Annotated in this window: 15 protein-coding genes; 13 read left to right on the top strand and 2 right to left on the bottom strand. The window is 43.0% G+C overall.

Translation table 11 applies throughout. The features are described 5' to 3' along the window. The first annotated feature begins 371 nt into the window (after positions 1–371). The 8 genes from R7P64_RS13360 to R7P64_RS13325 all read left to right on the top strand — a co-directional run bounded on the left by R7P64_RS13360 (position 372) and on the right by R7P64_RS13325 (position 11198). Positions 372–1169 carry an SH3 domain-containing protein gene (locus tag R7P64_RS13360; RefSeq protein WP_158157193.1) on the top strand — a complete coding sequence of 266 codons (798 nt, stop codon included), beginning with the start codon at positions 372–374 and terminating at the stop codon, positions 1167–1169. Between the two features lie 152 nt (positions 1170–1321). Next, positions 1322–1870 (top strand): phosphatase PAP2 family protein, encoded by a 549-nt coding sequence (locus R7P64_RS13355; protein WP_256903143.1) that lies wholly within the window; start codon positions 1322–1324, stop codon positions 1868–1870. Positions 1871–1873: 3 nt separating this feature from the next. After that, on the top strand, positions 1874–2920 hold the full coding sequence (locus tag R7P64_RS13350) for an MJ1255/VC2487 family glycosyltransferase (protein ID WP_042522415.1): 1047 nt from the start codon (positions 1874–1876) through the stop codon (positions 2918–2920). A 555-nt stretch (positions 2921–3475) separates the two neighbouring features. After that, entirely contained in the window at positions 3476–4435 is a 960-nt protein-coding gene (gene calR, locus R7P64_RS13345) for a LysR family transcriptional regulator CalR (RefSeq protein WP_005379693.1), read from the top strand. A 293-nt stretch (positions 4436–4728) separates the two neighbouring features. Continuing rightward, the gene (locus R7P64_RS13340; RefSeq protein ID WP_005383062.1) at positions 4729–6537 is read left to right on the top strand and encodes an AMP-dependent synthetase/ligase; all 1809 of its coding nucleotides are present in this window, start codon (positions 4729–4731) and stop codon (positions 6535–6537) included. 449 nt (positions 6538–6986) lie between these two features. Further along, the gene (locus R7P64_RS13335) at positions 6987–8711 is read left to right on the top strand and encodes an acetolactate synthase 3 large subunit (protein WP_005379695.1); all 1725 of its coding nucleotides are present in this window, start codon (positions 6987–6989) and stop codon (positions 8709–8711) included. 1 nt (position 8712) lies between these two features. Next, a complete protein-coding gene (ilvN, locus tag R7P64_RS13330; protein WP_005379697.1) occupies positions 8713–9207 on the top strand; it encodes an acetolactate synthase small subunit in 495 nt (164 codons plus the stop codon). A gap of 110 nt (positions 9208–9317) precedes the next feature. Further along, entirely contained in the window at positions 9318–11198 is a 1881-nt protein-coding gene (locus R7P64_RS13325) for a diguanylate cyclase (RefSeq protein WP_318123625.1), read from the top strand. Between the two features lie 54 nt (positions 11199–11252). Here R7P64_RS13325 and R7P64_RS13320 read toward each other — a convergent pair whose 3' ends face one another. Then, entirely contained in the window at positions 11253–11939 is a 687-nt protein-coding gene (locus R7P64_RS13320) for a GntR family transcriptional regulator (RefSeq protein WP_080773736.1), read from the bottom strand. 160 nt (positions 11940–12099) lie between these two features. Continuing rightward, positions 12100–13512 (bottom strand): pyruvate kinase PykF, encoded by a 1413-nt coding sequence (gene pykF / locus R7P64_RS13315; protein ID WP_005392243.1) that lies wholly within the window; start codon positions 13510–13512, stop codon positions 12100–12102. A gap of 433 nt (positions 13513–13945) precedes the next feature. Here pykF and R7P64_RS13310 point away from each other — a divergent pair, with 433 nt between their 5' ends. The 5 genes from R7P64_RS13310 (at position 13946) to R7P64_RS13290 (ending at position 21249) form a co-directional block, all read left to right on the top strand. Next, on the top strand, positions 13946–14707 hold the full coding sequence (locus R7P64_RS13310; protein ID WP_005379701.1) for a DeoR/GlpR family DNA-binding transcription regulator: 762 nt from the start codon (positions 13946–13948) through the stop codon (positions 14705–14707). Between the two features lie 110 nt (positions 14708–14817). Next, positions 14818–16650: a glutamine--fructose-6-phosphate transaminase (isomerizing) gene (gene glmS, locus R7P64_RS13305; protein ID WP_033906046.1), complete on the top strand. Its 1833-nt coding sequence runs from the start codon at positions 14818–14820 to the stop codon at positions 16648–16650. A 139-nt stretch (positions 16651–16789) separates the two neighbouring features. Further along, positions 16790–17596: a TnsA endonuclease N-terminal domain-containing protein gene (locus tag R7P64_RS13300; protein ID WP_318123623.1), complete on the top strand. Its 807-nt coding sequence runs from the start codon at positions 16790–16792 to the stop codon at positions 17594–17596. Then, positions 17586–19667: a Mu transposase C-terminal domain-containing protein gene (locus R7P64_RS13295; protein WP_318123621.1), complete on the top strand. Its 2082-nt coding sequence runs from the start codon at positions 17586–17588 to the stop codon at positions 19665–19667. Before R7P64_RS13300 ends, R7P64_RS13295 begins: the two co-directional genes overlap by 11 nt. Next, positions 19660–21249: an ATP-binding protein gene (locus R7P64_RS13290; protein ID WP_318123619.1), complete on the top strand. Its 1590-nt coding sequence runs from the start codon at positions 19660–19662 to the stop codon at positions 21247–21249. The genes R7P64_RS13295 and R7P64_RS13290 overlap by 8 nt, the downstream gene beginning before the upstream one ends. Positions 21250–21269 lie beyond the last annotated feature (20 nt).

The raw sequence follows: 21269 nt of genomic DNA, 5'->3' as shown, positions 1-21269 counted from the left end.
CGATCAGGAGGAGGCTAAGCAGGATAGAAAAATGAGCTGACATAGTTGTTAAGCTTTCCACATAATTAAGTTAACAAATTAGTACCGCACTCCATGAAGCGCGTCAACCCTAAAGTCGATTTTTTATTCATATCGGATGAGTCTTTTCGTTTGCTTGAAAAAAATGATGCACTAAGTGAAACGACATGATGCGATAGAAACGTGCTAGAAGAAGTAAGTTCTCATCAAGTTTGCGACGTTTCATTACCAAAACAAGCATCGGGATTGCGACTTGTCACACAAAGGTCCGAATTGTTTGGCAAAAGTTTTGAATGACCATTTATAGTAGTGCAGTTGCACTAGGTAAAAGAAATATAAGGGTTAGGGAAAGAATGAGGTTAACAAAACAATTTGGACGTTCAGCCATAGTATTTACTCTGGTCAGCTTGTCGGGTTGTCAGCTGTTTCAATCGCAGACCTATGTGGAAGTGGCTTCCCCCGTTGTTATGAATGATCACTCACAGAGCGTCATGGTTATCAATGATCAAATGGATCGATTTTTGAGTTATGAGGGACGCGAATCTTTCTTGAATCAGATGCTTGTTGCCCTTGAGTCTGACAGCCGAAATAAGTTTAAAGGTAAAGATCCGGAAACGTATTCTTGGTGGAAGATCCGTGTTCAACCTAGTGAGAAACAGCAAGCGGAAGTTTTCCGACCAACCACTGAAGGTGTCGATACCTCAAACCCAGTAGAGTTTATGGATGTTTCTTACCGCTCTAAGACCACATTAAACCTACGCTCCAAACCGAGTCTTGAAGGGGCAAAGCTTGGCGTATTATCGAAAGGGGAAGTCTTTAATGTGCTAGCAAAAGTGGTTGATCAACCTTGGTTTCTCGTTGAACAGAAAGGAGTGATAAAAGGTTATGTCCATAAGGATTATGCGCGCAGCAATGTGATAAATCGTGACATTTTATCTACTCAGCCTAACCCTCTACTAGAGCCTAACTCGAGTAAAACGGAGAAAACGAGTATAGAGCATGAACTGTCGGGAAACTATACTTGCCGCTCACTGAGCTATGAGCTTACAAAAGATGGCGACATTACGACAGGCTCTTTGCGCGCCTGCCGCAAGAAGAGAAAAGTCTGGTATATAGACACCCCTCAACCGCAACCATCAAACCGTTCTTAATGTTCTATTTTTATGGTTATGCCCAATAGATAAATTGTTGGGCACACCTTAATTTGGCCTTTGTCATTAATTGTCCAAACTCCCGTCATGCTGTTGTCACCTAAACCTCCTACTTTTCACACAAAGGCGTTGTCAAAGTAAGGAAAGGTCACATGCGAACCATAGAGACAATTACACAGCCAATTGCAACCATTGCTAAGTTTGATTTAGCGCTCTCTAGTGTTTGTCTTAAGCACCGTTTTAATCAACAAGTCGCCAATATCAGTAAAGGAGTTTCCCACAGTGGTGACGGGCATCTTTACTTGGTGTTGGGGTTATTAGCTTGGTATTTAGATAAGGAGCAAGGAGTCTGGTTTTTACTGGCGGGTTTACTTGCTTTTGCTATCGAGCTACCAATTTATTGGACGCTGAAAAATAGTTTTAAGCGTCGTCGCCCTGAAGAGCTTAGTGCACTCCTTCCTGCTTTTATTACCCCCTCTGATCGCTATAGTCTTCCTTCAGGACACACTGCCGCTGCGTTTGTCATGGCGACGCTGATTGACCATTACTATCCGAGCCTAGGCGTTGCTGCATTCTTTTGGGCAAGTTTAATCGGAACCGCGCGAATCTTATTGGGTGTGCACTTTTTTACTGATGTCATCATTGGTGCACTGCTTGGCAGTCTTTGTGGTGGATTAGCGATTGCGATGTTGGGAGGCTAATTGATGAAAATCTTGTACGGTGTTCAAGGGACAGGAAACGGACATATTGCACGCGCAAGGGCGATGAGTCATGCGTTTAAAGAGCACGATGTTGAGGTCGACTTTTTGTTTTCTGGGCGAGCGCCGGAAAAATACTTTTCAATGGAAGCATTTGGCGATTACCAGACTCGCCGAGGCTTCACCTTTATTACCGAAAAAGGCTCTGTAAACTACGCGAAAACAGCATTGAATAACAATTTGGTGCAGTTTTTCAAAGAAGTTAAGCAACTCGATCTGTCGTCCTACGATCTTATCATTAATGATTTCGAACCTGTGACTGCGTGGGCAGCGAGACAACAAAATAAGCCTTCTATTGGTATCAGCCACCAAAATGCTTTCCGTTATCCGGTGCCACTAAAGGGAGCAAGTTGGTTAGATAAATCCGTCATTGAATACTTTGCGCCTTCTCAACATCACCTTGGTTTGCATTGGCATCATTTTGATCAACCTTTGTTACCACCGATAGTGCATACCGTCGATAGCCAAGCAGAAAACGACGACTTCGTGTTGGTGTATCTACCGTTCGAATCGATTGAAGATATCTCAGACTTATTGTTCCACTTTAATCAACAAGCGTTTATCTGTTATCACCCGGATGTGATCGAATGTGAGCTGGTAGAAAACATAGAACTGCGCCCTTTATGCCACAGCAACTTCCAGCATCATTTGCATCGCTGTAGTGGTGTCATTGCTAATGGTGGGTTTGAGCTTCCTTCAGAAGCCTTGTCTTTGGGGAAAAAATTGTTACTAAAGCCACTCGCGGGTCAATTCGAGCAGCAGAGCAATGTTGCGACCTTAGAAGATTTAGGGCTTGCGATGTCGATGGAGAGCTTAGACATTTCCGCAGTACGCCAGTGGCTAAAGGAGCAACAAGCCGAAAGTGTGAAATACCCAGATGTTGCTCAGGCTATTGTTCATTGGGTACTGCAAGGTGCATGGGATTCAAAAGCAGAGTTATCCAGACAACTGTGGGAGCAGGTTGATTTTCCAAGTTACGTGTCGAACATTTAAGTACGTTGTTCTAAGTACATTGTTCCTTCCATTTTTGACACGATTTTGTTGCAGCCTTTCTGTTTGGAAGGCTGCATTTTTATTCTTCCTCTCTAATTTCTATTCAGTGTGTATTTGCTGATAATTTGACTGATAAGTGCAAAATTCAATCAGAGATATAGCTGTCATCTGTTGTTCTTATTTCAACTAATAACTGAGCTAAATGCATGCTTGTGTTGACCGCCTGTCCTATCAATTTGCTAAATACGTCCTCAAAGAATGCATTTTTACGTGTTTTATAGTTTTTTATGTTTTTATCAAGCTTTTGTTATTTAACGAATAAATACCTAATTGGCTAAAATTTACTGATTAAATATCAATCTAGTTGCGAAACCGCAATCGATTAGTTGATAGTACAGTTCGAGCCGGAAGTATCCGGACGATAAATATAATAAAAAGTTAGGTTATCTATTCGTAAAATGATTCGAATCCAGCCGCCGTCTTTTGTGCGAGATGGGATTCTATTCGTTATGAATTTAATGAACAAAGTTGACGATTACAAAAGAGGCGCACTCAATGTTAGAGAAGAAAGACGCGATGAGCGCAATTGCTAGCTACCGTATGGAAAGCACTTTGCGTGGTGTAGATTTAAACCTACTGACTGTATTTGATGCTGTAATGCAAGAGCAAAATATTACTCGTGCAGCACATAACCTAGGCATGTCTCAACCGGCAGTAAGTAACGCCGTGGCACGCTTAAAAGTGATGTTTAACGACGAGCTATTCATGCGCCAAGGCCGTGGTATTCAGCCTACGCAACGAGCTCGTCAACTGTTTGGCCCTATTCGCCAAGCACTACAGCTGATTCGCAATGAACTTCCTAGCTCTGTATTCCAACCAGAATCCTCGACTCGCTTATTCAAGCTTGCGATTTGCAGCCCTTGTGACATGCGTTTTGCTCCGAAGATCATGGCAAAAGTGAATCAACAAGCACCAAACGTTCAGCTTCACCTAGATGCAGAATTTGACCGTTTGTTGTCTGAGCGTATGCGCTACCAAGAAATTGATTTCGTGATCGACTACGCTCGTTTTGATGAGCAAGGTTTCTCAAGTACTGAAATCTTCAAAGATGAATTAGTGGTTATCGCATCAAAAACCCACCCACGCATTCAAGGTGGTGTGACGGCTGAGCAACTGCTTAACGAAAAGCATGCGAAGTTATCGAAAGTGCATGGCCAACGTAGTTTCTCAGAGCAAGCGTACCGTGAACTGGATTGCCAAGCGGCGTATGAAGGTTCTAGTTTAAGCAACCTACTATACGTGGTGGGTCAATCTGAGCTTGTGACTATTGCACCACGTTGGATGGCGGAAAATGCGGTAAACAGCGATCAACTGCAAATTCTTGATTTCCCATTTGCAAACAAAGAAATCAGCGGCTTCTTAAGCTGGCATGAATCAAGTGAAAAAGATAAAGGCCACATTTGGCTACGCGATCAACTGATGATCACTTGTGGTGAAGTCGTTGCCGCAAAATAAGATGACGTTTGGTCTTCTCGATTAGACCATATTGGTAATCATCAATTTTTACAATTCATTGGTCCCCGAGCGATTTTTGTCTCTCGGGGCTTTTTGTTTTCGTAATCAACAATCGAAACAGTAAGTTAAATAGAGTAATCATTCAGCAATTTGAGGTACGTTCGCGACGTATAAGTGATAGTTGTCTCTTATTAGTGATAAGTTTGATACTGGTCAGTTGCGTTTTAGCAAGCCGTGAGTACACTTGTTCGCTCAATTAGCTTACGCCTGTAAGCCAAAAGGTAAGTAAAAGAATGGCCAAGTTAGATTTTCATATCGTTAAACGTATTCGTGAACAAATTGCGAACGGTGGTACACGCGTTGCACTCAAGCATAAAGTGGGTGAGGAGTGGCAAGGTATTACGTGGACGCAATTTGGTCAGCAAGTTGATGCTTTATCACTTGCACTTTTGGCTCAGGGATTAGGAGTCCAAGATAAGATCGGCATTTTCTCGAACAACATGCCGCAATGGACGATCGCTGATATCGCAGCTCTGCAATTACGCAGCGTGACAGTACCTATTTACCCAACCAATACTGCCGCCCAGTCGGCGTACATCATTAACAATGCAGACGTAAAAGTTCTGTTTGTTGGTGAACAGCCTCAATTTGATGCAGCAGTGAGCATTTTCGACCAGTGCGAACAGTTAGAGCTCATTGTTGCGATGTCTGATGATATAGAACTTGGCGATCATGATTTCGTTATCTCTTGGCAAGCATTTGTTGCCAAAGGCGACGCTATATATCAAGTTGAATTGGACGCGCGTTTAGATCAGGCAAAAGAAGATGATCTACTCACGCTGATCTACACCTCGGGTACAACAGGCCAGCCAAAAGGCGTTATGTTGGACTACGCAAACATTGCGGCGCAATTGGAAGGGCACGATCAGCGCTTGAGCCTTTCTCAAAGTGACGTGTCATTATGTTTCCTTCCGTTGTCACACGTATTTGAGCGCGCTTGGACCTTTTATGTATTGTACAAAGGGGCGACCAACTGCTATTTGCAAGACACCATGCAAGTACGTGATGCACTGAGCCAGGTGCGACCTACCGTGATGTGTGCCGTACCGCGTTTCTATGAGAAGATCTTCTCTGCGATTCACGAGAAAGTGTCTCGCGCGCCGATTCACCGTAAGATCATGTTTACTTGGGCAGTCAACATGGGCGCAAAAATGGCCGCTTGTCATCAAGAAAAACGTCAGCCATCGCTCTTGCTGCGTAAGTCATACGCTTTGGCGGATAAGTTGGTTCTGAGCAAACTGCGTGCGCTACTTGGCGGGCAAATCAACTTTATGCCTTGTGGCGGTGCAAAGTTGGATGAAACCATCGGTCGATTCTTCCATGCGATTGGTATCAACGTTAAGTTGGGCTACGGTATGACTGAAACCACGGCGACAGTATCGTGTTGGGATGATAAATGTTTTAACCCCGACTCTATTGGTATGTCGATGCCTGGCGCACAGGTTAAGATCGGCGAAAACAACGAGATTCTGGTTCGTGGTCCAATGGTGATGCGTGGCTATTACAAAATGCCAGAAGAGACGGAAAAGACCTTTGATGAGCACGGTTTCCTAAAAACGGGCGACGCTGGTTACATTGATGAAAATGGCAACTTGTTCATCACCGATCGTATCAAAGAGTTGATGAAAACTTCAGGTGGTAAATACATCGCTCCACAAATGATTGAAGGTGCGATTGGTAAAGACCACTTCATCGAGCAAATCGCAGTTATTGCGGATACTCGTAAGTTTGTTTCTGCGCTTATCGTGCCTTGTTATGACTCGCTAGAAGAGTACGCGAAAGAGCTGAATATCAAATATCACGATCGCGTTGAGTTGATTAAGCACCACCAGGTGGTCGAAATGCTTGAGAAGCGGGTGAACGATCTTCAAAAAGAGTTGGCAAAGTTTGAACAAGTGAAGAAGTTTAAACTGTTACCAAGAGCTTTCTCTATGGATGATGGTGAGTTAACGCCAACTCAAAAACTTCGTCGTAAAGTCATCAATGACAAATACCAAGATGAAATTGAAGAAATGTATAAGGAAAAGTCGGATAAAAAGTAACTTAAGCTGACTTAGATTTTATATTGATGAAAAAATCCCCAGCGATGTGATCGCGCATTGCTGGGGATTTTTGTTTGTATTGATTTTTTCTGCTCTGCTCGTCAAATAACGCTATTTCGCCCTCTGTAGCTAAAAGCTTATGAAATAATGTTCTTTTTTTGAGCGTTGAGTTTTTAGGTTGTACTGTGAAATAGGAGATGTGTGGCTGCTATTCCTACTAACATTCTAATTACTAGTATCTTGTTTAAAAAGTAGATCAATCTCTCATTAGACCCTTTGATAATAAAACGTTACATTTGTTGGGTAACCTTGCGGGATGTTATGACGAACGCAAGACATAGCCGAAAACGTGGAAGTATTTCGATTAGGCTACGAATAAGACCTAGACTATGTAAAACCAGACCAATCCGTTGACCTTACGGTGAGGAAACTGGCTAAGGAGAGCAATTATGACAGCAATGTTGTCAGGCGCAGAGATGGTGGTTCAATCTCTGATAGAAGAGCACGTAGAGCAGATCTTTGGCTACCCAGGTGGCTCTGTTTTGGATATCTACGATGCACTGCATGCCAAAACCGATCAAATCAAACACGTACTTGTAAGGCATGAGCAAGCCGCCACTCATATGGCAGATGGTTACGCTCGAGCTACCGGTAAACCGGGTGTCGTACTTGTGTGCTCGGGGCCGGGCGCGACCAATACCATTACGGGTATTGCAACAGCGTATATGGACTCTATCCCAATGATCGTTATCTCGGGTAACGTACCGAATAGCCTAATTGGTAATGATGCTTTCCAAGAGTGTGACATCGTCGGTGTCTCCCGCCCAGTGGTCAAACACAGCTTTTTAGTAAAAAAAGCGGAAGATATTCCTGAAACAATCAAAAAAGCGTTTTATATCGCGACTACAGGTCGACCTGGTCCAGTTGTGATTGACTTGCCAAAAGATGTAATGAATCCGCAAATCAAACTGCCTTACCAATACCCAGAAACGCTTTCAATGCGTTCTTACAAGCCGACAACTTCGGGCCATAAAGGCCAGATTAAAAAAGCGCTTAAATCGCTATTAGAAGCGAAAAAACCAGTGCTTTATATCGGTGGTGGTGCGGTGATTTCTGGCGCTCATGAACATATTTTAGAGCTTTCCGACAAACTGAACCTACCCGTTGTGAGTACTTTGATGGGCTTGGGGGCATTCCCGGGTACACATAAAAACTCACTGGGCATGTTGGGTATGCACGGCACTTACGAAGCTAATATGGCAATGCATGAAGCGGATCTTATTTTTGGTATCGGTGTGCGTTTTGATGACCGTACAACCAACAATCTTGAAAAGTACTGCCCAAACGCAAAAGTGATGCATATTGATATCGATCCGTCATCGATCTCGAAAAACGTGAAAGTGGATTTGCCGATCGTAGGTTCTGCGGAAAAAGTGCTGACAACCATGCTCGGGCTGCTTGCAGAGCAAGGTAGTGGAAATGATCAAGATGCTATCACCGCATGGTGGGATGACATTCAAGTATGGCGTGACCGTAACTGCTTGTCTTATGAAACGTCTCCAGAACGAATCAAGCCACAGCAAGTAATTGAAACGCTGCACAAGCTAACTAATGGTGACGCATATGTGGCGTCTGATGTGGGCCAGCATCAGATGTTTGCGGCTCTGTACTACCCATTCAATAAGCCGCGCCGTTGGATAAACTCTGGTGGTCTTGGCACCATGGGATTTGGTCTTCCGGCTGGCATGGGCGTGAAGTTTGCCATGCCACAAGAAGAGGTCGTGGTTGTGACTGGTGACGGCAGTATTCAGATGAATATTCAAGAATTGTCGACAGCCATGCAATACGACATTCCAGTGAAGATCATCAACCTGAACAACCGATTCTTAGGCATGGTAAAACAGTGGCAAGACATTATTTATCAAGGTCGTCACTCTAATTCTTACATGAGTTCTGTTCCTGACTTTGCAGCGATTGCAGAAGCTTATGGTCACGTCGGTATTCGTATCGAAACGCCTGATCAGCTCGAAGAAGGGCTACAAAAAGCGTTGGATATGAAAGATCGTCTGGTGTTTGTGGACATCAACGTAGACGAAACCGAACACGTATACCCGATGCAAATCAAAGGTGAGGGTATGGATAAAATGTGGCTAAGCAAAACGGAGAGAACTTAATATGAGACACATTATTTCATTGCTATTGGAAAACCAACCGGGAGCGTTGTCTCGTGTTGTTGGTTTGTTCTCTCAACGTGGTTACAACATTGAATCTTTGACGGTATCACCGACTGATGATGAAACCCTGTCGCGAATGAACATTACCACGACATCTGATGAGATGCAGTTGGAACAAATTCAGAAGCAGTTACACAAATTGATCGATGTGCTGAAAGTGCAAGAAGTCACCGAGTATGAGCACATTGAGCGTGAACTGATGATGGTGAAAGTGAAAGCCAGTGGTTTTGCGCGAGCAGAAGTGAAGCGGACGGCAGACATCTTTCGTGGCCAGATCGTGGATGTCACGGCTTCCCAATACACCGTACAACTTGCGGGTACGAGTGAAAAGCTAGATGCCTTCATTCAAGCGATATCCGAAGTGACCGAAGTTGTCGAAGTTGCTCGTAGTGGTGTCGTTGGCATTGCGCGAGGAGAGCGAGCCCTCAAACCTTAACTCTCTGATTGCATATAGAAAAGCCACTTAATCTAAGTGGCTTTTTTGTTTAGAAAATAACAATTAATGATATAATTGTCGTTTTAGTAAGCATGATAGGCATTAGACGTGTGAAAGTACCTAAGCGAGTCGGCACCTTATTGGCGACAGCACTATTTTTTAGTGCACTCACTGCCGCTTACTACTATCAGAAATATCTGACGTTGTTAGAAAACAATGTTGAGAACACCGCTCAAGAAGCGTTACATCAATTGGCCTATACTGGCCGTGAATACAGCAATATTCAGGATCAAATCGAAACGATCAGTGACCTACTTGGTCACAGCCAAAGTCTGTATGAATATCTGCGCCAACCTAACCGGGTGAACCGTTCCATCTTAGAAGACATGTGGATCTCGGTCGCAATCAATCAAAAGTTGTATAAGCAAATTCGCTTTCTTGATGTTTCTGGTCGAGAAAAAGTGAGGATTAATTATGAGATTGAAACAGGCGCTGCGTTGCCCGCGATCAAATTGCAAAATAAGTCAGAGCGAGATTACTTTCAATTCGCTAAGAACTTAGACGATGGCGAAATCGCTTCGTGGGGGATAGGTTTAGAACGAGAGTATGGCGAGTTAGTCTATCCCTATAGCCCGTCACTGCGTATTTTGATGCCTATTTCGCTTAACGGAAAGCGCGAAGGGTATCTTGTGCTTAATGTTGATATTGACTATTTATCTTCTCGACTCAACTATTCGTCAGTGCTTGATTTCCATATTGAGCTGATTAAGAGTGACGGATTTTACATTGATAGCCCTAAATCAGCTCGTTTATATGGCCATATAATTCCCGCTCGCTCTCAATTTAATTTTGGCCGGATGTACCCAAACATTTGGCGTAGTTTAAAATCAAAAGATTCGGGCTATGCTTACAATGGTTCGAATTTGGTCGCGTATCGCACCATCCAGTTTGTTTCTAGCGAACCTCTTCATCTGGTTATTGATCTTACCAATGAGCAGTTATTATCCCGAGCTCAGAGGGACATTGATGACTTAATCCAAGAAGCATTTTTTGTTCTAAGTTTGGTGCTCGGCTTCACTTTGCCGACGGCAGCCCTTGCTCTGCATTATCGGCGTCATAGTATGGAATCGAAGTTGGCTCGAGCTGCTCTTGATGGTATGACTGCGGTGATGATCTCGGATGCTTCGCATAGAATCATCATGGTTAATCAAGAGTTTGAAAACATGATGGGTTACTCAACCAAGCATGCCCAAGGTTGGAGTGCACATCATTTAATTCTCTTACCTGAAGATTTCGAAGCAAACCTGAGTATCTGGAAAACACTGAAGAGTGAACACGTATGGGAAGGGGAGATTCGTTGTCGAACTAAGTTTAATCAAGTCTTTACCGCAATAATGCGTATTCAGGCGAATTTAACCAAATCAGGTAAAGTGAGTTATTACATTACGTCGCTGGTGGATATCTCTGGGCAAAAAGAGTTAGAAGAAAAATTACGAAACCTAAGCGAAAAAGATGGCTTGACGGGGTTGTGGAACCGCCGAAAATTTGAAGAGCAATTGGCGCAATATGCGGGGATTATTGAACGCTATCCTGATAGCCCTCCTGCTTGTTTGGCGTTGTTTGATATTGACCACTTTAAACGTATTAATGACGAGCTTGGCCACGACGAAGGAGACAAGGTGATTTGTAGTGTCGCAGAAACCCTCCTAGAAGAAGTCCGCAGCACAGACTTTGTATCTCGTGTCGGTGGTGAGGAATTTGCAGTGATTATGCCGCATACAACACTAGAAGAGGCTGAAATTGTATTGAACAGGCTACGTGTCGCGGTTCAAATGCGTAGTGATAGAGGCATTACTGTCAGTGCTGGATATAGTGATTTAACCTCTGATCGTACAAGAACGTATAAATGTGCTGATATTGCTTTGTATGAGTCAAAAAGTGCAGGGCGTAACTGCGTATCGCTGTGTCATAGTTATGATGATATTGCTTAGCGCTTTTGCAAAAATGAATAAACGGGGATAGCCCCCGCTTTTTCAGTCTGAGCGTTATTCGCTAGCCAGTATGCGACATTGGTTGTCGATGGCGGCTTCGATACACTGTATTGACTGTCTCAAATAACGCTCTAGATAACCTAAAGCATCCTGACTCTTTTTGTCTAGCGATGCCTTCATCAGTATTTCTTGCTCATCGAGATTACAGTGCCCAGGGTTCCCTGTGCCTAAAATCTGCATCGCGAAGTATTGGTAGCGTTTAATTTGCGTGAGTAGATCGCGGAAAAACCCAAACATATTGACAGAGCCAGCACCTTCAAACAGCGCAGTAAGAAACTGATTTTGGCGCTCTTCCCATTCCCTCCAGCAAAAGCTTTCGCCAGGTTTTACTCGGGATAACTTGTGATAAGCAGTTAGTACATCCAGTTCCCATTTTTCATCGCCAATCATAATTGCCTTACTGAGTAAGCATGCGGAGACCATTTGCAGGCTTTCGTACAAGTCATGTAACTCATCTTTACATACAGGTGCAACCCAGCAGCCTTTTTGCGGCTCGAGTTTGACGTATTTGCTCCAAGATAATTGCACCAATGCTTCTCGAATGGGTGACGCTCCTAAGTTGTACTTCTCTTTGAGTTCGGCAACCACGAGTTTTTGACCTGGTTTAAGTTCGCCATCGAGAATATCCTGACGGATCATTCTTAATACTTTGTCGGTAAGAGTGGGACTAGACACATACACCTCATAGAAGAAACTTTAATCGTGACGATAAAATTAAACAGTACGAAATTCTGATAGAGGTGAATAATACAATTAGCCTATTATGAGAGCAAGAAAGCCATATAAAAAAGGAGGGCATAAGCCCTCCTTCTCAAGAAACTGAAGTGTTAAAAGTTCAGTCTTATAGTACGTGTACAGAAGCTGTGTTCGTAGTACCTGAAGCAACTAGAGCGCCAGAAACCATAACAACGATATCGCCTTTGTTACCTAGACCTGATTCTAGAGCAAGTTCTTTACCCGCTACGTAGAATGCGTCAGTGCTTTCGATTGAATCAACAACTACAGGAGTAACACCTTTAGTTAGAACTAGCTGTGCAGCAGTTTTCTTGTTAGTTGTTAGCGCTAGAATGTTTGCAGTTGGGAAGTACTTACGTACTGAACGTGCAGACTTACCGCCTTCAGTTGCAACAACGATAAGTGGAGCAGCTAGTTTCTCAGCTGTGTCTACTGCACCTTTACATACTGCTTCAGTGATGCGTAGGCGTGGGCTGTCTAGACGAGAACCTAGTTCAGCTTTTAGCGCTGAGTCAGTACGGTTCGCGATTTGAGCCATGATAGTTACCGCTTCAACAGGGTATTTACCTTTCGCCGTTTCACCAGAAAGCATTACTGCGTCAGTACCGTCCATTACCGCGTTAGCAACGTCGCCTGCTTCCGCACGAGTAGGACGTGGGTTGTTGATCATAGAATCAAGCATTTGAGTTGCAGTGATAACCATCTTACGTGCACGGTTACACTTCTCGATCATCATTTTCTGAGCGAAGATTACTTCTTCAGCTGGGATTTCAACACCTAGGTCACCACGTGCAACCATGATGCCGTCAGAAAGCTCTAGGATCTCGTCGAAGTTATCAACACCTTCTTGGTTTTCGATCTTAGAGATGATGTGGATGTTCTCGCCGCCGTTTGCAGCAAGTACTTCACGGATTTCTTGAACGTCAGACGCTTTACGGATGAAAGAAGCTGCTACGAAGTCAACGCCTTGCTCACAACCAAATTTAAGGTCGTTCTTATCTTTTTCAGATAGTGCAGGTAGGTTTACAGAAACGCCAGGAAGGTTAACACCTTTGTTTTCGCCCAGTGCACCGTTGTTAAGAACTTTACATTTAACTTCAGTTTCAGTCTTAGAGATAACTTCCATCTCGATTAGACCGTCGTCTACTAGGATAGTGTTACCTACGTTTAGGTCTGCTGCGAAACCAGCGTAAGTTACTGCAACTTTATCTTTGTTACCTACAACTGAAGTGTCAGTTGTGAAAGTGAATTCTTGACCTGCTACTAGATCAACATCGTTACCGCCTTCTAGCTTGATAGTGCGGATTTCTGGACCTTTAGTATCTAGAAGAATTGCTAGTGGTTTGCCAGTAGCTTCCATTACTTTACGGAAGTTCGCGATACGAGTGCCGTGTTCTTCGTAGTCACCGTGAGAGAAGTTAAGGCGCATTACGTTCATGCCTGCGTTAACTAGTTCAGTTAGCTTCTCTACAGATTCTGTTTTAGGGCCAATCGTACATACGATTTTGGTCTTTTTCATGGAAGATACTCTCCGGTAAGTATAGTTACAATTTGAAAGTCGGTTATTTACTCTGAAGTCAGGACGTTTTTGATGACATTTAGTACCTGTCACCCACCGATTTTTCGTCTCATTATTAGAACTTCAGATTCTGAAAGTCTTTCACCAAGTTTAGTCATTTTATGACTAAAAGATCGGCGATTTTGGTTACCTTTTTGTGACTAATCCCACTTTATATGCAGAAAGTTGCAAAAAAATAGCCTTCAATTCTGTAATTTTTTTTCTTTTCGGTGGCGAATTCTACCACTGAATGAATCCAATATCACTGTTTAAGAATTGTCTTAGGACAAGGTTTTATCGAGAAATATTAATTTTTTGGATCGAAATAAATGGACTTGAAAGTTTCGGTTTGACTATAATAAGTTTCACATCGAAACTTAAAATAAAAACTTAAATGTCGAAACGAAACACTCAATTAAGAAGACACGCCATTTCTAACTTGGTTTCTGAACTAGGAGAAGTCAGCGTTGATGAACTTGCTCAGAAATTCGAAACCTCAGAGGTCACGATTAGAAAGGATTTAGCTTCTTTAGAGAAAAACGGCCAACTTCTACGCCGCTATGGCGGTGCGATTGCTATCCCAAAGGAAGTCATTCACGAAGAATTGGGCGCTAATGTTTCGACTCGAAAGTTAAGCTTAGCAAAAGCAGCAGCATCATTGATTCGCGATCATAATCGCATCGTGATCGACAGTGGCAGCACGACTGCCGCGCTGATTCAACAGTTGAATGACAAACGTGGCTTAGTGGTCATGACCAACTCGTTGCATGTTGCTAACGCCCTAAATGAATTAGAGAGCGAACCGACACTGCTGATGACTGGCGGTACTTGGGATACGCACTCAGAGTCCTTTCAAGGCAAAGTGGCCGAATCTGTATTACGAGCTTACGACTTTGACCAACTATTCATCGGTGCGGATGGCATCGATCTCGAGCGTGGAACCACGACATTTAATGAGTTGGTTGGCTTAAGTAAGGTAATGGCAGAAGCGTCACGTGAAGTGATCGTAATGATCGAGTCCGAAAAAATCGGCCGTAAGATCCCAAACTTAGAGCTCGCTTGGCATCAAGTTGATGTGTTGGTGACCGATGCAGATATCCAAGCAGAGCATAAAGTACAGATTGAACAACATGGCGTGAAAGTCATTTGCGCCTAATAATGTAATCAGTTTCATATTTTACTTCCCTCTGGATAAAGGCCTTTGCTTGCTGCCTCTATTTGAAATCATGGCTAGGGAAGAACAAAACTACAAACGGAGATAAACACATGTGTGGAATCGTAGGTGCAGTAGCACAACGAGATGTTGCAGAAATTTTGGTTGAAGGTCTACGCCGCTTAGAGTACCGCGGTTACGACTCTGCTGGCGTTGCGGTTGTTGATGGCGAATCAAACCTAACGCGCGTTCGTCGCTTGGGTAAAGTACAAGAATTGGCTGATGCAGTAGAAGAAGCAAAAGTGATCGGCGGAACTGGTATTGCGCACACTCGTTGGGCGACGCACGGTGAACCTTCTGAAATCAATGCTCACCCACACATGTCTGGTGATATCGCAGTGGTCCATAACGGCATCATCGAAAACCATGAAGAGCTGCGTGAGCTGCTTCAATCTCGTGGCTACGTGTTTGAATCGCAAACGGATACAGAAGTTATCGCACACATGGTTGAGTGGGAACTTCGTACTTCAGAAACGCTATTAGAAGCGGTACAAAAAACAGCAAAACAACTTGAAGGCGCATACGGCACGGTAGCGTTGGATCGCAAAGATCCTTCACGCATCGTAGTAGCGCGTTCAGGCAGCCCGATCGTGATCGGTTTTGGTGTAGGTGAAAACTTCCTAGCGTCTGACCAACTTGCATTACTTAACGTTACGCGCCGTTTCATGTACCTAGAAGAAGGGGACGTAGCAGAAATTACTCGCCGTGAAGTCACTGTGTTTGATGCAACGGGTGAGCCAGTTGAGCGTGAAATTGTTGAATCTAACGCAGAGCATGATGCAGGTGATAAAGGCCAATACCGTCACTTCATGCAAAAAGAAATCTATGAGCAACCTAAAGCGTTGATCAACACAATGGAAGGTCGTATCACGGCAGACTCTGTTGTGACAGACGCGATCGGTGTGCACGCGGCAGACATTCTAAGCAAAGTAGAACACGTACAAATCGTGGCGTGTGGTACGTCTTACAACGCAGGTATGACCGCACGTTACTGGTTTGAAGACATTGCAGGCGTTAGCTGTGATGTAGAAATTGCGTCTGAATTCCGTTACCGCAAGTTTGTGACTCGTCCAAACAGCCTATTGATCACGTTGTCTCAGTCTGGTGAAACCGCTGATACCCTAGCAGCACTTCGCCTAGCAAAAGAGAAAGGTTACATGGCGGCGATGACCATCTGTAACGTAGCGGGTTCCTCTTTGGTTCGTGAATCAGATTTTGCATTCATGACTCGCGCTGGTGTTGAAATCGGTGTGGCTTCAACCAAAGCGTTCACGACTCAACTTTCTGCACTACTTATGTTGGTAACGGCACTGGGTAAAGAGCAAGGTCGCATCAGCAAAGAGAAAGAAAAAGAGATTGTTGAAGCGCTACACGCACTTCCTAAGCAAATCAACGCGGCACTTTCTTTCGAGAAAGAAATTGAAGCACTAGCAACGGATTTTGCAGACAAGCACCACACATTGTTCCTAGGCCGTGGCGAGTTCTACCCAATCGCGATGGAAGCGTCTCTAAAACTGAAAGAGATCTCGTACATCCACGCAGAAGCGTACGCGGCGGGTGAACTGAAACACGGTCCTCTGGCTCTAATTGATGCTGACATGCCAGTTGTTGTGGTTGCACCAAGCAACGACCTACTTGAAAAGCTAAAATCAAACGTTGAAGAAGTGCGTGCGCGTGGCGGCCTTCTATACGTATTCGCAGATGCAGACGCAGGCTTCGAAGGCGATGAAACAATGAAGATCATAACGATGCCTCACGTTAGTGAAATCACGGCGGCGATCTACTACACCATCCCAATGCAGTTACTGTCTTACTACGTAGCACTGATCAAAGGTACGGACGTAGACCAACCACGTAACCTGGCGAAAGCGGTAACGGTTGAGTAATTACGCTTAACAGCAAAAATCCAAGTGTATTTGGATAATAAAGTTTGATCGAAGTTAATAAAGTTTGATCAAAAGTAATAATGTTTGATCGAAAAATAGCCTCTTGGTGTATGCTGAATACATCAGGAGGTGTTTTTTTATGCCAGACTTAAATAAACCAGTTCATCCAGCCGATCTCAAAAAGCTCAAAACACGTGGAAAAGGTATAGGGAAAGATTATGCGCCTTTTATCTACATTCATGAGTTAAGCAGTTTGGGAGAAAGTTGTCGAAGCAACAGCGCTACGGTTGGTCGAGTACATCACCTCCTATCTCGACTTGAATTAGCAGCTTTCCTCTCATTTGACTATTCCTCTAATACCATCGATATTCGAGAGCAGTTTCCCATTCCCATAGAAGATACTTTGGATATTTGTCGTCAGTTAGGAATTAAACATCCTCAGATTTCAGGCAAACTCAAAGTTGTAACTACTGATTTTCTGTTTGATTTTAAAAAGCAGAAACAATTGGCATTGACCGTTAAGTATGTTGATGAGTTAGCAGATCCCCGAGTTATCGATAAGCTTCAAATTGAAAAAGCGTACTGGGACAATAATGGAGCTAACTGGCGTATATTCACTGAGCGCCAAGTTGAACCTGGATTAAAAGAGAATCTCCAGTGGATTCATCCTGCATTGGTTAATGATTCCGGTGAACGCTCAAACCAAGAACTATTGAGTATAGTCGAACGCCTGTTAACTCATCAAAACGTAAAAGTCGGTGGCTTATGTGCTCAACTTGATGATAGCTACCAAGTTAAACCTGGTTTTCATATAGAAGCATTTAGATTAGCAATTGCGAGAAAGATAGTCTCAGCGCCATTGGCGCAATCATTTTACCACTGGACAACAAGTGAGTTGGCTATTACCGAGCACTCCTTAGAGTTAAGGAGAGGCAATGTATCTTAATCAAGTGTATTTAGATAATTTAACTCAGCATCGCTATCGAGTTGTATGGGAGCACCTGAACTTTTGTATGTTGATCGATATTGATGATGAAAGCGCATGGCCGATTCAGTTTGATATTGATGACTTATTGAATCCTGGCCAATTTTCACTAATTAGTGAGCCATTTGTATTACCGTCGGTTGAAATAGGAAGTATTTCGGCAGAAAAAAGAGATGAAGCTTATCGTTCAATTTCACATCTCCTTGATAACTACACTTTACTTTTTGATAAGGCGACTCGAAACCAGTTAATTCGAGAACAAGTAGAGAAGACTGATAAACCAAGAATCTATATTCTTCGTCAGCTCAGGCGTTATTGGAAACGTGGAATGGCCCCCGATGCTTTAGCTCCTGATTACGAGAAGTGCGGGGGCGCAGGCACTCCAAGGCGTAATATTAAGAACAAGCTTGGCCGAAAGCGCAAAAATTCTGATGGTGAAGGCATTATTATTACCGACGAAGTGGCAGACCTATTTCGTTTGGCAATAGATGGCTTTTACTTGAAAAATGAAAAAGTGAATCTCAAGGATGCTAAAGACAGAGCTGTAGGTTTCTACAAATCTAGTTATCCTAAAGCGGATAAAACGAGCATACCAACACTCTCTCAATTTAAATATTTCTACAAAACCAACTATCAGACTACCTATGTTCTCAAAGCTCGAACCCCACAAATCCAATTCAATAAGGATACAAGCCCGTTAACGAGTACTTCTGCTTATTTGAATTTTGGGCCCGGTGCTAGATATGAAATTGATGCAACAATTGTAGATCTGTATTTAGTGTCTGGATTAGATAGACATCGTATCGTTGGGCGCCCCGTTATTTATTACGTTAAAGACGTATTCAGTCGCATGGTAGTCGGCCTATATGTGGGTCTAGAAAATCCATCCTGGGCGACAGCTACGATTGCTTTAGCGAATGCCTTTTCAGATAAAGTGAAGTATTGCCAACAATTCGGGATCGAGATTGATTCATCAATGTGGCCAAGTGTCGGTATTCCAGCCACGATTACGGCTGATAGAGGTGAAATGTTAGGTAGACAAGCCGACGTTCTTGTTAACCGTTTAGGTATATCACTAACCAATACCCGAGCATATCGAGGGAGTGATAAAGGTGTTGTTGAACGAGCATTTAAGGAAATGCATGCTCATATAAAGCCTTATGCTCAAGGTGTTGTCGAACCTCTTAATGGAAAAAAGCGTACCGGACATAGATATGAGTTAGATGCTGAATTGTCGCTTACAGCATTTACTAAAATCGTTATTCATCATGTAATTAATCACAATACCACTCACGTTGTTACGGAATATGATTTTGCTTCTGATATGCCAACAGACCTTGCATCTAAGCCAATTGATCTTTGGAATTGGGGTGTGAAAAATCGTACTGGTAAGTTAAGAGTTGTGGATGAAGAACTCGCTTTTATCAATATGCTTCCTCAAGGTAAAGCAACGGTTTCTGTTACTGGAATCAAGTTTAATGGTATGTCCTATACCTGTAGTGAAGCTATGCAGATGGGGTGGTTTCATAGATCGAAATCAGTGACTAGACCCGAATCAGTTGATATTTCCTATGATCCTAGGAATACCAACGTAATTTACTTAAGACCTGATGCTCGATTCGATTCTTATTGGGTCTGTCTATTGTCGGATAAAAGCCGAAGATACCGTGATATGACGTTTGCTGAAGCTAAGCTTTTGCTGTCTCAGGCTAAGAAAACGGAAGCAACTAATCAACAACAAGAAGATTTTCAAGCTCCAGATTTACAGCAGGAGATCATGCAGATAGTCAAACAAGAGCGAGATAAAAAAGCACAATCTCCATCTTCTAAGACTAATACTGAAAAGCTTCGTAGCATTCGGGAGAACCGCAATGCAGAAAAAGAATTAGAACGACAAAAAGATAGAGATGAGCTGGCTGATAAATCGACAAAACCAGAACTTGCTCCAGTTGTTCCAATTCGCTCATCAGATTCGGATGAATCTTTTGATTTTCCAGATTTAGATTCATTCTTGGAGGATGATGATGAATAGAATTCGTACTGCATGTTACATTGACGCTGAAATTCAAGAGTATGAGGGCCATCCATTAATCAATGCATTGCCACCAATTAACTCTCCGGAACAAACTGCTAAGTTATTGTATCGATACCCAAAGATCACCAATGAAGAAAGGGCTTTACCGGGTCATATTAAACGTCATGCGATGATGAGAATATTAGATAAGTTTTTGTATCCGACAAAAGCTCATTCTCAGCTTGAACAAATGATATCTGGGATGATTCGTAGTGGTTATTTGAGCCGAAATATTGCAGATAAAAGCTATGTCGAATCATTAAATGCTGTCGATAGAGTCAAGAGTGTTAAATCGCGAAGAAATGCTGGTAACGAAGCTTTAGTTAGCTCGGTTATTGGATGTTCGGGCGCAGGTAAATCTACAGCGGTTGAAGCGATTCTAGATAGTTATGAACAAGCTATATTGCACCCTGATTATCAGCATGTGCAGCTCGTATGGTTAAAATTGGAATGCCCACATGATGGTTCGGTTAAGAGTTTATGTATTAATTTCTTTAGAGCTGTTGATGACGCATTAAATACTGATTATCAAGAAACCTACGTGAAACCTAAGTCATCGGCAGAATCTTTACTCGGTGATATCGCCAGAGTCGCTGCATTACATTCGATAGGCATTTTGGTTATTGATGAAATTCAGCATCTTGATAAATTTAAGTCCGGTGGCTCAGACCAAATTCTAAACTTTTTTGTGGCGTTAACTAACGTTATCAAAATACCCGTTCTTTTTGTCGGTACGCCGAAAGCGAACGAGATCTTCAGTCCAACGATGCGGAGTGCAAGGCGTGCGGCCCAATTTGGTAGTTTGAATTGGGGGCGTTTTAACCGCTCTTCTCAACCTCAAAAAGACGATGAGTGGGAAAAATTCTTTGCTCGTTTATGGAAACTTCAGTGGTTTCAATCACCAGTTCCGTTAACCGATGGTATGCGTGACTTATTTTGGGAGTATACTCAAGGAATTGCGCATATTGCGGTGGTTCTGTTTTATCTTTGTCAAGTGCGAGCAGTTATCGTCGGAAAAGAATTGATCGATAGAAAGCTTGTCGAGAAAGTGTATAACGAAGAGCTATCGATTGTTCATCCTATGATTAATGCTTTGCGAGGTGGGCGAGAAGAAGAGATTCTGAAATACGCAGATCTTGATTTGCCACTCAAAGAGGTATTGGTTCTTGTTGAAGGATCTGATGAAGTCATCGAAGATGCTATTGAACAAGAAGAATCTTTATTATGTTCTGATAAGCAATCCCAATTAGTAGCGTTGCTTCAGCAGTTTAATATCGGTAGTGATTTGGCTCCTATTTTAGCCAAACAAGCTATAGATCAGTTTCCAAACGATGATCTCTTTGGTCTGGTTGCAAAAGTTAAAGAACTGAAAGATCCAACGCCTCAGGTTAAAAAGAAAAAGCAGAAAAAAGAGTCAGGTTACACTCCGGTTTATATCCCTAGTGACTTAAGAATGATGAGAGAGGATGAGCCTGAGTCCACTTACCAGAACTTAATGAACAGCGGTGTGGTAATAGATTTAATACAATATATGAGTTAGTGAAGAAACATTACTGACAT

Source organism: Vibrio sp. 2304, assembly GCF_033339475.1.
GTDB classification, from domain to species: domain Bacteria; phylum Pseudomonadota; class Gammaproteobacteria; order Enterobacterales; family Vibrionaceae; genus Vibrio; species Vibrio alginolyticus.
This window is presented reverse-complemented; position numbering and strand designations above follow the sequence as displayed.

What these genes read in the sequence shown, in the direction of transcription:
- pykF (WP_005392243.1), bottom strand. Translation starts at nt 13,512, where the DNA reads ATGAAAAAGACCAAAATCGTATGTACGATTGGCCCTAAAACAGAATCT.
- ilvN (WP_005379697.1), top strand. Translation starts at nt 8,713, where the DNA reads ATGAGACACATTATTTCATTGCTATTGGAAAACCAACCGGGAGCGTTG.
- R7P64_RS13300 (WP_318123623.1), top strand. Translation starts at nt 16,790, where the DNA reads ATGCCAGACTTAAATAAACCAGTTCATCCAGCCGATCTCAAAAAGCTC.
- R7P64_RS13290 (WP_318123619.1), top strand. Translation starts at nt 19,660, where the DNA reads ATGAATAGAATTCGTACTGCATGTTACATTGACGCTGAAATTCAAGAG.
- R7P64_RS13295 (WP_318123621.1), top strand. Translation starts at nt 17,586, where the DNA reads ATGTATCTTAATCAAGTGTATTTAGATAATTTAACTCAGCATCGCTAT.
- R7P64_RS13355 (WP_256903143.1), top strand. Translation starts at nt 1,322, where the DNA reads ATGCGAACCATAGAGACAATTACACAGCCAATTGCAACCATTGCTAAG.
- R7P64_RS13360 (WP_158157193.1), top strand. Translation starts at nt 372, where the DNA reads ATGAGGTTAACAAAACAATTTGGACGTTCAGCCATAGTATTTACTCTG.
- R7P64_RS13340 (WP_005383062.1), top strand. Translation starts at nt 4,729, where the DNA reads ATGGCCAAGTTAGATTTTCATATCGTTAAACGTATTCGTGAACAAATT.
- R7P64_RS13350 (WP_042522415.1), top strand. Translation starts at nt 1,874, where the DNA reads ATGAAAATCTTGTACGGTGTTCAAGGGACAGGAAACGGACATATTGCA.
- calR (WP_005379693.1), top strand. Translation starts at nt 3,476, where the DNA reads ATGTTAGAGAAGAAAGACGCGATGAGCGCAATTGCTAGCTACCGTATG.
- R7P64_RS13310 (WP_005379701.1), top strand. Translation starts at nt 13,946, where the DNA reads ATGTCGAAACGAAACACTCAATTAAGAAGACACGCCATTTCTAACTTG.
- R7P64_RS13335 (WP_005379695.1), top strand. Translation starts at nt 6,987, where the DNA reads ATGACAGCAATGTTGTCAGGCGCAGAGATGGTGGTTCAATCTCTGATA.
- glmS (WP_033906046.1), top strand. Translation starts at nt 14,818, where the DNA reads ATGTGTGGAATCGTAGGTGCAGTAGCACAACGAGATGTTGCAGAAATT.